This window comes from Rheinheimera sp. F8 (assembly GCF_001518915.1).
Map to the genome: position 1 here is coordinate 386,542 of NZ_CP013656.1, position 14,700 is coordinate 401,241.

12 protein-coding genes are annotated in these 14,700 nt (G+C 52.0%); 5 read left to right on the plus strand and 7 right to left on the minus strand.

Annotated features, from left to right (window positions below):
- Nucleotides 1-8: 8 nt before the first annotated feature.
- Entirely contained in the window at nucleotides 9-3,014 is a 3,006-nt protein-coding gene (locus tag ATY27_RS01870) for an EAL domain-containing protein (RefSeq protein ID WP_208932474.1), read from the minus strand.
- Between the two features lie 139 nt (nucleotides 3,015-3,153).
- Between ATY27_RS01870 and ATY27_RS01875 the strand changes: the two genes are divergently transcribed.
- Nucleotides 3,154-3,609, plus strand: coding sequence for a cytochrome c (locus ATY27_RS01875; RefSeq protein WP_208932475.1), 456 nt, complete (start codon nucleotides 3,154-3,156; stop codon nucleotides 3,607-3,609).
- A gap of 113 nt (nucleotides 3,610-3,722) precedes the next feature.
- Here the strand turns inward: ATY27_RS01875 and ATY27_RS01880 are convergent, their stop codons facing one another.
- On the minus strand, nucleotides 3,723-4,415 hold the full coding sequence (locus tag ATY27_RS01880) for a cytochrome b/b6 domain-containing protein (RefSeq protein WP_244151391.1): 693 nt from the start codon (nucleotides 4,413-4,415) through the stop codon (nucleotides 3,723-3,725).
- Between the two features lie 58 nt (nucleotides 4,416-4,473).
- On the opposite strand from ATY27_RS01880, the gene ATY27_RS01885 reads away from it, so the two are divergent.
- The 3 genes from ATY27_RS01885 to ATY27_RS01895 all read left to right on the plus strand — a co-directional run bounded on the left by ATY27_RS01885 (nucleotide 4,474) and on the right by ATY27_RS01895 (nucleotide 8,954).
- Complete coding sequence (locus tag ATY27_RS01885) at nucleotides 4,474-6,828, plus strand: penicillin acylase family protein (RefSeq protein ID WP_208932476.1); 2,355 nt, start codon at nucleotides 4,474-4,476, stop codon at nucleotides 6,826-6,828.
- Nucleotides 6,829-6,996: 168 nt separating this feature from the next.
- On the plus strand, nucleotides 6,997-8,154 hold the full coding sequence (locus tag ATY27_RS01890) for a chorismate mutase (RefSeq protein WP_208932477.1): 1,158 nt from the start codon (nucleotides 6,997-6,999) through the stop codon (nucleotides 8,152-8,154).
- A gap of 59 nt (nucleotides 8,155-8,213) precedes the next feature.
- On the plus strand, nucleotides 8,214-8,954 hold the full coding sequence (locus ATY27_RS01895) for a hypothetical protein (protein ID WP_208932478.1): 741 nt from the start codon (nucleotides 8,214-8,216) through the stop codon (nucleotides 8,952-8,954).
- 1 nt (nucleotide 8,955) lies between these two features.
- On the opposite strand, the gene ATY27_RS01900 is transcribed toward ATY27_RS01895, so the two are convergent.
- Nucleotides 8,956-10,362 carry an MBL fold metallo-hydrolase gene (locus ATY27_RS01900; RefSeq protein ID WP_208932479.1) on the minus strand — a complete coding sequence of 469 codons (1,407 nt, stop codon included), beginning with the start codon at nucleotides 10,360-10,362 and terminating at the stop codon, nucleotides 8,956-8,958.
- A 133-nt stretch (nucleotides 10,363-10,495) separates the two neighbouring features.
- On the opposite strand from ATY27_RS01900, the gene ATY27_RS01905 reads away from it, so the two are divergent.
- Nucleotides 10,496-11,380 carry a TIGR00730 family Rossman fold protein gene (locus ATY27_RS01905; protein ID WP_208932480.1) on the plus strand — a complete coding sequence of 295 codons (885 nt, stop codon included), beginning with the start codon at nucleotides 10,496-10,498 and terminating at the stop codon, nucleotides 11,378-11,380.
- On the opposite strand, the gene ATY27_RS01910 is transcribed toward ATY27_RS01905, so the two are convergent.
- Genes ATY27_RS01910 through ATY27_RS01925 form a run of 4 tightly spaced genes read right to left on the minus strand, consistent with a single transcriptional unit; the run spans nucleotide 11,362 to nucleotide 14,618 of the window.
- A complete protein-coding gene (locus ATY27_RS01910) occupies nucleotides 11,362-12,627 on the minus strand; it encodes an ATP-binding protein (protein WP_208932481.1) in 1,266 nt (421 codons plus the stop codon). The genes ATY27_RS01905 and ATY27_RS01910 overlap by 19 nt on opposite strands.
- On the minus strand, nucleotides 12,624-13,322 hold the full coding sequence (locus ATY27_RS01915) for a response regulator transcription factor (protein WP_208932482.1): 699 nt from the start codon (nucleotides 13,320-13,322) through the stop codon (nucleotides 12,624-12,626). The genes ATY27_RS01910 and ATY27_RS01915 overlap by 4 nt, the downstream gene beginning before the upstream one ends.
- Entirely contained in the window at nucleotides 13,319-13,735 is a 417-nt protein-coding gene (locus ATY27_RS01920) for a DUF3019 domain-containing protein (RefSeq protein WP_208932483.1), read from the minus strand. The genes ATY27_RS01915 and ATY27_RS01920 overlap by 4 nt, the downstream gene beginning before the upstream one ends.
- Nucleotides 13,725-14,618, minus strand: coding sequence for a MipA/OmpV family protein (locus ATY27_RS01925; protein WP_208932484.1), 894 nt, complete (start codon nucleotides 14,616-14,618; stop codon nucleotides 13,725-13,727). Before ATY27_RS01925 ends, ATY27_RS01920 begins: the two co-directional genes overlap by 11 nt.
- Nucleotides 14,619-14,700 lie beyond the last annotated feature (82 nt).

A 14,700-nucleotide genomic window follows, 5' to 3' on the forward strand; every position in this document is an offset into this window, starting at 1 on the left:
TTCCTGATTTAAGTTATTGTTTTTTCTGTATCTTGTGTAGTTTTTTGACTGACAACGCTGAAGTTCAGCCGGGATAGTTCCTGCTCGGCCAATGGCATACTGAAGTAATAACCCTGCACCAGATAACAGGCGTTATTCAGCAGAAAATCGACCTGTTCGATGGTCTCCACCCCTTCGGCTACCACCCGTAAATCCATCTTTTGTGCCATAGCGATGATCGCTGCGGTGATATCCATGTCGTTTTTGTCGTCCGGGATATCTTTGACAAAAGAGCGGTCGATTTTCAGTTCATCCACCGGGAAGCGTTTGAGGTAACTCAGCGAAGAATAGCCTGTACCAAAGTCATCAATTGATAAAGCCAATCCGAGTCGTTTTAACTCGTTGAGCTGGGTAATGGCCGCATCGGTATCACCCATTAACATGCTTTCAGTGATTTCCAGGATCAGATATTCGGCCAGCGCGCCTGTGCGTTTGAGCACCCGCTCCACCAGACCCGGCAGGTCCTGATCAGTAAACTGGCGGGCTGACAGGTTCACCGACACCGTAATGAGCTGGCCACGCGCATGCTGGCGTGCCAGAAAACGGCAGGCTTCCCACAAAATCCACTCACCGATTTGCACGATCAGGCCGGTTGATTCCGCCACCGGAATAAACTTCAGCGGCGGCACCATGGTATTGTCCGGCCGCAACCAGCGCAGCAGCGTTTCATAGCCTTTGACTTCATTAGTACGGATATCGATTTTTGGCTGGTAATACAACAGGAACTGCTGCTCGCGGATCGCTTCACGCAGCTGGTTTTCAATATGCAGCCGGTCATTGGCGGCGTCATTGAGCTCCTGACTAAAGAAATGATAGGTATTTTTGCCGCGCGCTTTGGCCTCATACATCGCCAAATCGGCATGTTTGAGCAACATCTCTTCTTCATCAGCATCCTGCGGCGCGATCGTGATGCCGATACTGGCACTGATCGCCACATCGTGGCCGGCCAGCCGCACTGGCTGAGCAAAGGCCTGTTGCAGGTTTTCTGCGATCAATGCCGCCGATTTTTTATCCGAGATCCCACTTAAAATCACCGCAAATTCGTCACCACCAAGCCGCGCTATCGTATCTTCTTCACGTAAGCGGCTGATCAGCCGGCGCGCCACTTCTTTCAGCAGTTCATCGCCGGCATCATGACCCAGCGTATCGTTGATGCGTTTGAATTCGTCCAAATCAAAATACAACAGCGCAAAGTGGTAATAGCCACGCGCTGCCATCGCAATGGCTTTTCTGAGCTGATCGCGGAAATAACTGCGGTTGGCAAGGCCGGTCAGCACATCGTAATAAGCCAGCTGCTCCATTTTGCGCTGACTTTCTTTGATAAACGAAATGTCCTGCATCGCGCAGACATAATTGCTGACATCACCTTTGTCATCGCGGATCGGCGCAATGGCCAGACTGGCCCAGAATTGTTTGTTGGCTTGCTGCAGTAACATGTCACCACGCCAGTGGTGGCGCTCCTGCAGGCTTTGCAGAATATCTTCGCCGACAAAGCGCATCTCTTGGGCAAACAGCAGATGCAGTGGCTTGCCCAGTACCGACTCCGGCTCTGCAGCAATCATTTCCAGCAGGAATGGGTTGACGTATTCCACCACCAAATTGCTGTCGGTCAGCACAATGCCGGAGCTGGAGAAGGCCACCGCTTTACTCAGTTTACGCGTCGCCCGCTCCGCTTCTTCTTTTTCCAGAATACGCGTATTGAGGCCGGCAATCAGCTGTGTGATTTCATCCGACATCCGGGCAAAAGCCCGGTTCAGCAAGCCGATTTCATCAGAGCGATCGTCCAGTTCAATGCGCACACCGTCGCTGTGCGACAGGCGCTGCACCGCGTTGGCCAGATTAGTCAGACGTTTGAGCACAAATTTGTAGATAAAAAACTGCAGCGCCAGCGCCACAATCAAGGCCACCAACAGGAACAACAACACCACTTTGTTCCGGTAATCCTGCAGCCCTTTCACCACGTCGGCTTTGGCGTGATACAGCATCACATGCCAATCCAGCCGGTCGATGCGGGCCGTCGAGGTGACATAATTTTCGACCTGGCGACTGATCTGTGCCTGCGCGGTTGGCCGCTTCAGCACTTGTTGCATGAACTGATGTAATTCAGCCTGTTGCGGTTTGACCCCTTCGGCCAGCTGATTCATCTGCGGTTTGGCGATTTGGCGCTGCAGGCTATTTTGCGCATCGAGTAATAAATTACCTTTGCCATCAAACAACATGGCCTGACGACCCGGTTCCCATTGCGCAATTTGGCCAAGATTGGCAAAAATATCGTCCAGCACCAGGTCCGTGCCGGTGATCCCGACAAACTCATCATTGATGTACACCGGGATCACCAGACTGGTCATCCATTTCTGCCAGATCGAATCGTAATACAACGGCGTCCAACGCGGTAACCGGGCCGGATTCATCGCTGGTGTGGCAATGTTAAAAAACACATCCTTTTTAAAATCATGATCGGCCGGGATCTCCAGCGCCCAATCGGCTGGCGCAATGCGGATGAAACCGTCTTTGGAAATAAAATAGAAGTTAAAGAAATCTTCCAGTAACACTGGCGCCAGTTGCTGCCAGAGCTGGCCGGTCTGGCGGAAATAACCGTGTGGCTGTTTGGCAAACTGTTGTTGCTGCTGAAATGCTGCTGACAGGTCATCTTTACTGCGCAGACTGCCATCGGCGTATGCTTCAGCCTGATGCTCCGGCGCAAATTGTTGTTGCTGAAAAAAACGCGTCACTACCTGATTGGCGCTGATCGCTTTTTTTTCTTTTTGCCAGAACTCGTTGTCCAGCTGCCTGGCATAGCGGGTCGTCGTTTGCTCGAGCTCGGCATGTTCCTGGCTGATTAGCACGTCTTGTTGCAATGCCAGCATGGCAAACGCAATCACAGTGCTGGCCAGCACTGTCAGTAAAAATACTAAGGCCGAAAATTTAATGCTGAGAGAATTGAGCCCAGTCGTCTTGTAGATGGATTCCTTCACGGGTTACGCCTGCTCGTTGAAAGTCCGATCACTGGACGTTGCGATAGCCTGATGGTAAAACACTGTGAGACCAATTGTGCCCAAGTGCTGAAAACCATTAGCATTATTGCATGCAAATCCGACAAATGAGAATCGAACGATGAAAAAACTCCTGACCAGCTTATTCCTGACTGCCCTGACCTCAGGCGCAGTTCATGCAGCCACAGCATTTACCGACGCGAAAGACGCGGTGGATTACCGCCAGTCAGCATTTACCATGATCCGTCATAATACCGGTGACATTGGTGAAATGCTGCAAGGTAAAGTTCCTTTTGATGCCAAGCGTGTTCAGCAACGTGCTGACGCATTGGCTGCGTTAGCACCACTGCCTTGGCCTGCATTCAGTACGCCAGGTACTGAAACCGGTGGTGGCGACGCAAAAGCCGAAATTTGGGCCGACTTTAAAGACTTCACCGCCAAAGCGGACAAGTTCCAGCTGGACGTAAAAGCACTGCAAACGGCAGCACAAAGCGGCGATCAGGCCAAAATCAAAGCAGCCTTCGCTACTTTCCGTGGCAACTGCAAAGCCTGTCATGACAAATATAAAGCCGATTAATCTGTCGGAAGGTCTTCAGCGGGAATTGCGGCTGCATTTCCGGTGAACCTTACTTTCTGTCCATAAAAAACGGAGCCTGGGCTCCGTTTTTGTTGGAAGTTAGATCGCTTGAGTTACATCGCTTGCATAGTCTGCAGATCAGCCAAAAACTGCGGCCACACTGCACTGCCCTGCCACCCCATCAGGCCGCAAAACAGAATGAACACTAACAGAAAGTATTTCAGGCTGTTCAGCAGACGCGGTGCAATGGTGCCAACCGGCAGTTCCTTCCGGCCATGCCACATCGCGCTAATCACTTTGTCTCCACTGAGTTGATGCCACAACGCCGCGACCACGTGAATTGCGATCAACCCCAGCAACAAATTAAATCCAAGCTCGTGCCAGCTACCGGCCAGACTGCTGAGCCAGTCCGGCACCAGGCTATAGAGCGGGCCTTCGGTCATCACTTCATCAGTAGTCATCAGGCCTGAGACAAACTGCAACGTGACTAACAGCAATAAGGCCAGGATCATCAGCGCAGAAACCGGGTTGTGTCCGGCCACCGACGTTTTGTCTGCCAGATACTGCCGCAGTTGACGCGGCGCTGGTACAAAATGGCGAAAGCAGGCGGTCTCACTGCCGAGCAGGCCCCAAATCAAGCGGGCGCCCAGTAACGACGCCAATGTATAAGCCAGCAGCTGATGCAGGCCATACCATTCCTGCTCGGCGCTGTACCAAAGTCCGGCCAGTAACAGAACCTGGAACCAGTGAAAGAGCCGGACCGCCAGGTCAAAAACCTGCATAGGGCCGGTTTGAATTTGTTGCATATAACACCTGATCTTCTGTGATAATCTGAGTTCTTCAAGTCAAAATGAGCGCATCTGCATGAAAATTATAAAAAATATGTTAGCAGTGTTGGTGCTGTTGCTGGCGATTGCCGCCGCACCAGGCTATTGGATGGTGCATCAAAGTCTGCCGTTATATCAAGGGCAACTGACCGCAGCGGTGGAGCAACAGGTCGTTTCTGGCCGGGATGCACAGGGTTATTTAAGTATCCGCGCGCAAAACCGGGGCGATGCGGCGTTTGCGCTCGGCTTTGCCCACGCGCAAGAACGTTATTTCCAGATGGATTTACTGCGGCGCAACTCGGCCGGCGAACTGGCAGAGTTATTTGGCGCTGCCGCGCTCGATTTTGATAAAAAACAACGCATGCATCGGTTTCGCGATCGCGCAGATAGCATTTTACAAAACTTGCCAAAACTGCAGCGTGATGTGCTGGAACGCTACGCTGCTGGCGCAAATGCCGGCTTACAGCAACTGGGGATGCCTCCTTTTGAATATCTGTTGTTGACGCAGCAACCCCGCCCCTGGCAGCCGGCGGACTCCCTGCTGGTCATTTACAGTATGTTCCTGGATTTACAGGGTGCATTGGGCAAAGACGAACTGGCTCAAGGCGCACTAAAAGCCGCGGTACCACTGGAATGGTACCAGTTCCTGACCCAACACAGCAGCGAATGGCAGGCCGCCATCGATGGCTCTGAAGCCAAAGCGCTGCCGCTGCCGCAAAGCCCGTTACCCGCTCTGTTAAAAGCCATTCCGGCGCAGGCCTGTCATGGCTGTGGTCTGACCGACAGCCGCGACATCGGCTCCAATAACTTTGCCGTCGCAGCCAATGCCAGCAAAGACGGCCGCGCTATTCTTGCCGACGACATGCACTTAGGCATTCGCGTACCGGGCACCTGGTACAAAGCGCAAATGAGCTGGACTGATGGCGACACGAAACACAGCATTGCCGGCGTCACATTACCCGGCACACCCGCAGTGGTCGCCGGCAGTAATGGCCATATCGCCTGGGGTTTTACCAACAGTACCGCCGATTGGCATGATGTCATCGCGTTAAAACTGGATGACAGTGGCCAGAAATATCAGACACCGGCCGGTTTGCAGGAATTCAGCTACAACAACGAAGTGATTAAGGTCAAAGGCGAAGCCGACGTGGTGCTGCTGGTCAAAGAGACCCAGTGGGGCCCGGTGATGCCGGCACCTTTTGATAAATTTGCGCTGCGTTGGGTTGGTTATGACCGCGAAAGTCTGAACCTGAATTTGCTGGCGCTGGAACAGGCGAAAAGCAGTGCAGACGCGCTGGCACTGGCACCGACTATTGGTGTTCCGGCGCAAAACCTGCTGGTGGCGGATGCAAAAGGCCAGATTGGCTGGACTATCATCGGCGCCATCCCGGCCCGTCAACTGCAGGACTGGGACACTCCACAGGATTGGAGTGAAGGCAAAAACTACTGGTCTGGTTATTTAACTGCCAAAGATTACCCACAAATCTATGCGCCAAAAGACGGCCGGCTTTGGACCGCCAATGCCCGCTCTGTCGGCGGCGATGCTCTGGCGTTGTTGGGAGATGGTGGTTATGACCTTGGCGCGCGCGGCAAACAAATCCGCGACCGGCTGTTTGCCTTATCACAGCACGATGAAAAGTCGCTGCACGCGATTCAACTCGACCATGAAGCTTTATTTCTCAAACGCTGGCAACAACTGTTACTTGAGGTGTTAACCCCGGAATTTGTTGCTGCGCAGCAACTCACGCAATACCGCCAATGGATTGAAACCGACAGTAAAGCGGCAAGCCAAGATGCTATCGGCTACAGCCTGCTGCGCGCCTTTCGCGATAAAACGCTGGAGCTGATGTTTGCCCCGCTGGCCGGTCAGCTGGAAGCGCAGCAACTGCGTTTACGCGATTTAAAAATGGTACCGGAAACACCGGCCTGGGCCATGCTGCAGGCGCGGCGTGACGATACGTTGCCCGGTAGCTTCCAAAGTTGGGATGCATTGCTGCAACAAGCGGTGCTGGATTCAGTCACACAGTTAAAAGCGCAAACCGAAGGCGATTTGAGCAAAGCGCGCTGGGGAGTGCTCAACAGTGCCGAAATTCAGCATCCACTGACCAAAGCGCTGCCATTTTTGGGGCGCTGGCTGAATATGCCGGCTGATCCACTGGCCGGCGACCGTCATATGCCGCGGGTTCAGCTAAAAGTGCATGGCCAGAGTGAACGTATGGTGGTGTCACCCGGCCATGAAGCAGACGGTATTCTGGTGATCCCGGCCGGCCAGTCTGGTCACCCCTTGTCCGAGTTTTACGCTGCTGACCACGCCTATTGGCTCGGCGAAAAACCGTTGGGCTTTTTACCGCAGGCGGAAAAATATTCACTGCAATTGCTGCCACAGCGTTGACTTTAGCCATCCAGACGGAATAAGGTATCGCTTATGCAAAAAATTCTGACCACCCGCTTCTTTTTTAGCTTTACCACCCAATCCGGGAGGTAACTGGCTGCGCGTGTGTCAAACCAGTTTAAAACCTCCCAGACCGGGAGGTTTTTTCGTTTCAGGGGACAGGAAAAAATGCCAATCGAACTTGATCAGATCCGTCATGACATCAGTGACACCGACCAGCAGTTGCTGGGATTACTGGCAAAACGCCGCGCGCTGGCCTTAAGCGTTGCTGAAGCCAAACTGGCGCAAAACAAACCGATCCGCGACCAAAAACGCGAAGAAGAACTGCTGTTATCGCTGATTAGCAAAGGCAAAGACTTAGGCCTCGATGCCCAATACGTCACGCGGCTATACCATGTGATCATTGAAGATTCAGTGTTGCAGCAACAAGCCAAAGTTCAGGGCCAGCTTAATGGCGAAAACGGACCAGTGTGCCGCGTCGCATTTCTTGGCCGCCAGGGTTCATACAGCTATTGGGCGACGCAAAAATACTTCACCCGCCGCGCAGAAAAACTGATTGAAATTGGCTGCGACAGTTTCAACGAAATCGTGCAGGCAGTGGAAACCGGCCATGCTGACTACGCCGTATTACCGATTGAAAACACTTCCAGCGGCAGTATCAACGAAGTTTTTGATTTGCTGCAGCACACGCGTTTGTCGATTGTCGGCGAGCTGACCCACCCAATCAAACACTGTCTGCTGGGTCTGCCGGGTACTGATTTGAGCAAAATCAAACAGATCTGCGCCCATCCACAGGTCATAGCCCAGTGCAGCCAGTATCTGCAAACACTGAGCAATATTAAAATTGAATATTGCGACGCCTCCAGCGACGCCTTTAACCGCGTACGCCAGGCACAGGATCTGTCCGTGGTCGCCATCGGTGGCGAAGAAGGCGGCAAACTCTATGGCCTTGAAGTGTTAGGCCGGGACCTCGCCAATCAGAAAGACAATGTCAGCCGTTTTATTGTGGTGGCGCGTAAGCCGATCAATGTGGCCAAAGCCATTCCGGCCAAAACGACTTTTATCATGTATACCGGCCAGCAGCCTGGCGCCTTGGTCGACGCGCTGACAGTACTGAAACAACATGGCATCAGCATGGGTAAACTGGAATCGCGGCCTATTCCGGGCAATCCTTGGGAAGAGATGTTTTATGTCGACGTTTTCGCCAATCTGGATGACTACGCGATGACACGGGCGCTCGATGAACTGAACCGCATCACCCGCTTTGTCAAAGTACTGGGCTGTTATCCCAGCGAAGATGTGACGCCAACTGTGGTCAATACTTGACAGTACTTCGGCTCAGCCTCTATACCGGTATCAAATAAAACAGCCGGCAGGACAACAATATGACAAAACGACTTTTCCTTGTTGCATTGTTCCTGCCCGCTGCCGTGACCGCCGCATGCCCGGCCGAATTAAAAACCTTTCATATTTTCGAACGCACCGGCAAACAATTTGGTTGTCTGGATCACTGGCAACGAGAGCTGTTTAAGGAGCTTGGCTGCCCGCTGAGTTTTGTGGAAGGAAATCCGGTGGTCGCGCGCAAAGAAGTCGCTTTGCACCAGAATGAAATCCAGCTGGTTACAGGTCTGGTGCAATCGCCGAAAAGGCATTACCAGTTCAGTGTACCTTTTGCCGTCAACCGCAGTTTATTGTATCGCCGCAAGGATGAACCACGTTGGGATCAAATCCGCAGCTGGTGCGACCCTATCATGCAACAAGCAACTATTGTCGCTATGTCCGGACTTTATATCGGCACCGAAGTAGAACGTTTACGTAGCGACAAAAACTGCAGCAAATGGTTTATCGAAAGCCCACGCGGACTAGACCATTCGTTTGCGCTGCTGGATGGTAAGCGTGCCGATTTGCTCATCAGCCCGGAACTTTACCTGCGGCGCTTGCCGGCCGCCGAACAGGCAAAATATCAGGCTTTGCATTTGCCGGTTGACGCTGGCGAGCTGCGGATCGCTTTTTCCGCTGCGATCCCGCCGGAATTCATCACCAGGGTCAATCAACAAATAGAGAAAAAAAGGGCTGAACAAACAACCCTGTGCGACATGAACACAGTCCCTGCCTACCAGGAATAAGTCACAACAATATGGTCTGGCCGGGTTCCGCGATGATAGCCTCAATGCCTTGTTCTGCCAGTTTCGCCTGCAATGCATCCTGCGCCTGCGGTTCACCATGCACCAGATAAAACTGCGGTTGCCCACCGATATGTTTGGCCCAGGCCACTAACTGACTTTGACCTGCATGCGCTGAAAAACCACCGATGGTATGGATAGCAGCCCGCACGACTATCGGCTGCCCGAGGATTTTGACCCGGGTTTCGCCATCAATCAGCCGGCGCCCAAGCGTGCCTTTGGCCTGAAAGCCGACAAAAATCAGATGATTGACGTTCTTCCACAAATTGTGTTTGAAGTGGTGCAGGATACGTCCACCATTACACATACCGCTGCCAGCAATGATAATGGCGCCCTGATTGATCCGGTTCAGTGCCATCGACTCTTCAACATCTTTGGTCAGGTGTAAAATCGGTAAAAAGGATTTCAGATCTTTTGCGCCATAGCGGGCAAAGACTTGAGTGTCTTTATGGTCAAACTCTTTGATTAGCTTATCGTAAATCTGCGTGATCTCGATCGCCATCGGGCTATCCAGTACCACCATGCGCTGTTTCAGCCGACCCTGGTGATGTAACAAGCCTAAGTAATACAGAATTTCCTGCGACCGTCCCAGTGCAAAGGCCGGGATAAACACATTCCCCCCCCCTTTATAAGCGGCATCAAGCGCTGCCGCGAATTCTTCCAGTGTGTTATCCAGACATTGGTGATCGCGATCGCCATAGGTACTTTCCATCAGCACCAGGTCCGCACTGTCGATCAGGGCCGGATCATGCATCAACACCGTGGCGGGATTGCCGAGGTCACCGGAAAACACCAAGTGGCGCATCGCTTTGTGGCCTTTGATCCAGAGATCAACAATAGTCGAACCCAGAATATGGCCGGCATCATGGAATCGTAGTGTCAGGCCTGCCAGAACATCAGTATCCTGCTGATAAGGCAGAGGTTCCAGACTTTCAGTCACGGCGATCACGTCTTTTAAACTCATGATCGGATCTTGTTCCGGCTTGCCTTGCCGGGCACGTTGTTTGTTTTGCCATTCCAAATCTTTGATATACAGCTGAAACGCATCTTTTAACAAAATAGGCAGTAGTCCGGCCGTGCCTTCGCTACAAAAAATCTTACCGTGAAAACCACGGGCCACTAACAAGGTGAGTAAACCACTATGATCAATGTGTGCATGCGACAAAATCACCGCATCGATGTCTTTGGGTCTGAACTGAAAACGAAACTTATGTAAGTCAGTGACTTGATCACCCCCCTGCACCATGCCGCAATCCAGCAGGACATTTTTCCCCGCCCACTGCAGTAAATAGCAGGATCCAGTGACCTGGCGGGCGGCACCTAAAAACGTTAATCGGGCATCTAATGGCATGACATCATCCTTATTTTTGGCAGAACCAACATAAGTAAAAAACTGGCAGTGCATGTTAGGCTAGATCAAACTTTCGACTGGTAACAATGCTCAGCAATTAAATATGGCTGCTGCCAACTTACAGGATAAAATCATGACTGCAAATAATCCGCTGGACGCCCGCCACTTAAGCTCCGCCAGTGAAGCGCTGGCACAGGCGTTGGAACTGCAGGGCCACCCGTCTTACCGGCTTGCCTTCGCGGACAGTGAATTTTTGATGGAAGACGAACTAAGGCCGGTACGGCTGCAGCTAGAGTATCTGAAGCCTCAGTTGATCCTGGAGCAACACAAGGTCAAAGCTACAGTGGTGGTGTTTGGCAGCGCGCGATTTTCATCACCGGAACAGGCCGCACTGCAACTGGCGCATGCCCAGCAACAGCTGAAATTGTCACCCGATGATGCGTCAGCACAACAGGCGCTACAGCACGCCAAACGTCAGGTTCGCACCAGTCGTTATTATGTTGAGGCGCAACGTTTTGCTGAGCTGGTAACCCGGCATAGTCAACAGTCTCCAAAATCTGCACTGATGATTATCAGCGGCGGCGGTCCCGGCGTGATGGAAGCAGCCAATCGCGGCGCTTACCAGGCTGGCGGCAAAAGTATTGGCCTCAATATCGTGTTACCACACGAGCAGCGACCAAACCCCTATATCACGCCGGAATTTTGTTTTCAGTTTCACTATTTTGCCATCCGTAAAATGCATTTCCTGCAGCGTGCCCGCGCCTTAGTGGCCTTTCCGGGCGGTTTTGGCACACTGGATGAACTGTTTGAAACGCTGACGCTGCTGCAGACCGGCAAAGCCAGCAAAGTGCCGGTTGTGCTGTTTGACGAGCAGTTCTGGCGTAAGTTAATTAACTTTGATTTGCTGGTCGAAGAAGGCCTGATCAGTCCGCAGGATCTGCAGTTAATCCATTTTGTCGACAGTGCGGAAGCGGCCTGGCAAGTGATTTGTGACAGCTATCAGATCCCGCCAGTTTGATTAAACGGGCTGAGCGGCAGCTGGATCTGTACGCGTGCCCCCCCTAATCGCTCAGACTGACCGAGCGTCAATGTCGCGTGATGCCACTGCGCCACCTGCCGGACTATATATAACCCCAGTCCAAATCCCGCACTCTGGCTGGCACTGACTACGGGATCTGTTCTACGGTTAAATATCTCTGTTCCGGCATCATTACTGAGATCCGCAAAACCGGGACCATCATCTTCGACCAGAATGCGCCAGCTGTTTTCCTGCAGTTCCAACTGCAGACTGACACGCTTTCGGGCGAAGCGCAGTGCATTCATGAGCAGGTTCTGCACCGCAATAATTAATGCAGGAGCATCAAAACAAGCTTCGCCGGCTGACGCGCTGATCTCGAATTCAAACTTGGTGCGATACAGTGCGAATTGCTGCTCAATCTTTACGGCAAAGCTGCTGAAAGATTGCTGATGTAATATCTGGCTGCCCCGGTGATGTTCAAGCCTGGCAAACGCCAGATAGTTAGTCGCAAGATGCTCGATTTCATCGAGATCTAACGCTAATCTGGCAAGGTAAGGTGCCGCATTGTCCGCCACATCCCCAACCTCAGGACTCAAGGCTTGTGTGACAAGCTCGAGGGCAAAACGCATTCTGCTCAGTGGTGTGCGGACTTCGTGTGAAATGGTCCGGGATAAATTCTTATGCAGTTCAATCAGAGAAACTGTTTGATTGGCAGCCTGAACAAAAGCGCTGGCCAGTGGGAAAATCGCAGAGCCAGGTCGGGTAGACAGATTCAGAGTCTGCGGATTTGCGCTAAAGGCCACAGCATTCTGCTGCAGCTGCTGCAGATCGCGAAACAAAGGCCAAATCAACAACACCAATAACAACACCAGCACCGAATAAAAAGCTAAAAGAATCAGTACCGCAGGTAACTGACTGTGCGACTCGGGCATGACCGGACCTAACTGCCACAGCCGGCCTGGTGTTGTGCTGTTGCGGTAGTAAAACAGCTGATCTTGCTGTAACAACGCAATCACTTCACCACGTGCCAGTTGAGCTGCCAAGTCTGATGGCAACGCCAGCTGTGCAGCATCCAGCTGCTGCGTTAATCCTTTCTGCTGTTCCAGCTGGTCAAACAACTCGCTGACGCTGAGCTGATAGCCTACGGCCTGGCGCTCATATGCATCTGCCAGTTCACTAAAACTCCAGAACACCAGAGCCCCTGAAAGCAGCATGAAACTGAACAGACGGTAAAATTGCGCTTTCATCCGGGTAATTCCATAGCCGGAAAACACATCTGATAACCGCGGCCATGCACAGTCACAAGCTCAAGACCAGGGATCGCCAGTTCCTGTAACCGCTTACGCAAACGACTGACTTTAGCATCTATGGCCCGGTTCATGCCGTCATAGGGCCGGCCAACTAACTGTTCAAACAGATACTCACGGCTCAGTACCTGAGCCGGCTGCTGGGCAAAAATCCACAGCATGGCAAACTCCATCGTTGTCAGACTAATCTTCTCGTTATGTAACGTCAGCTGCTGCAAAGCTTTATCCAGCAACAGCCCGCCGATCTTCAGCTGGAGCACTGGGGGCACACTTGTCTTGCGCAGATTAGCTTCTATTTTTGCCAGCAGCAGGGCTGGTTGTACCGGTTTAACTATATAATCACAGGCACCTAAGGTTAAACCGGTGATTTGATCTTCAGTACTGTCCAGCGCCGTTAAAAACAGCAAAGGACATTTAAAGCGACTTAATAACAACTCACTGGCAGCAAACCCAGACTGATCTGGCAACATGACGTCACAAATAATCAGACTGGGGCGGAACATCTTCGGCAGCTGCAAGGCCCTTGCGACTGTGGTCGCATGGCTCAGCTGGTAACCCTGCCGCTGCAGATATGACATAGTCAGTTGCGCCAGTGGCACGTCGTCCTCTATCAGTAACAGAGTTTTCTGTGTCATAACAAATTCCAGCCAAGTCCACGTCTTCTGCGGGTTTGAGCGGGCTGATACACCGCAACTTTCAGCGGCGCGCTCGCCAGCACCTGTTGTTTTTCGTCCCGCAGTTCGAGCTGCAATGACGACTGTAACGTGACATTTAACTTCACTTCACGTTCTCCATCACCACGACTGCAATGCAATGCGCTTTTCTGATGCTGCAAATACAGACAGAAAGCCTGCAACTGCGGCTGGTTGAATCTGACAGTTAAGCGCAAAATACATTGCGGCTGTTCGGCGTGCCGGACACAGGTATCGGGCTTCAGCACCAGTCTGTTTGTTGCAGCAGCCGGGAACCAAGGCCCGCCAAGCAGAACCAGTAAAAACAAGAGTCTGCCGCACAGACTGAATGCAGCACGCCTGAGTTCAAAAGTCATAACCTATTCCGACAAATCCGGCACTGTACTGGGCTTTATTCACCAGAAAACTACGCCGTATCCCCTGACCCAACCAGTTATGTTCAGCCGTCAGCAACCAGTACCAATCCGGATTAATGGGCACGTTCAGCACCAGACGGACATGATAGTTCTGAGTGGCGCGGGTATATTGCCTGGCCGTCAAATATCCGAGCTCAGCCGACGATAATTTGTAGTAGTAATCAACCAGCGCCTGATTTTTACGGGTCCAGCCAGCCTCAACGCCCAGTCTCGCAGTGTCAAAACTAAAAACCCGGTTGACCCGGAGAATTGTTTCGGCGCCATCATGGATATTGCTGATATCGTGGAAATGGCCAACACTGACAGTGGCAGCAGCTGTCGGAAAATTCAACTGGACACCACCAAGGTAAGACACATGACGCTGAATATTCTCGTAGACTGGTGGAGTGCGTTCATTGCGAAAAGGAACCCGGTTAAACAGGTCTGTGGCGAACAAACGCGATAATCCATTTAACTCAAATAACAAGCCATCTTCATTAAGGCGGGTCTGCAAATCAATTTCCAGATCTCGGGTTTCCAGCAGGCTATACCCCAGATTAAAGTTATCCAGGTAAAATTTATCACCATAATAGTGCCAGCTTGGCAACAGCACGCTCGATGGGTTTTTCTGCCGGGCCAGCGGATTCTCAAGCTCGCCATAACCAACAGCCACTGCAAATTGCCAATGACCAGTCTCAGTCCGCAGCTGAGCGGTCTCTGCCGCAACCTTGGTTTGATCACTCATCACAGCCGGGCTGCATAAAAAGAAACCGAGCACAGCAATCAGCCGTAACCAATCCAGACCAGACAACTGATGGCGGTGCTGCAGTGATACACATCTCATCGGGTTACATCTCCTGCAGTAATAACCTGCACTTTAACTTCAAATCCCAGTGCTGTCGTGCCTTGCAGACGAATCGCTACAA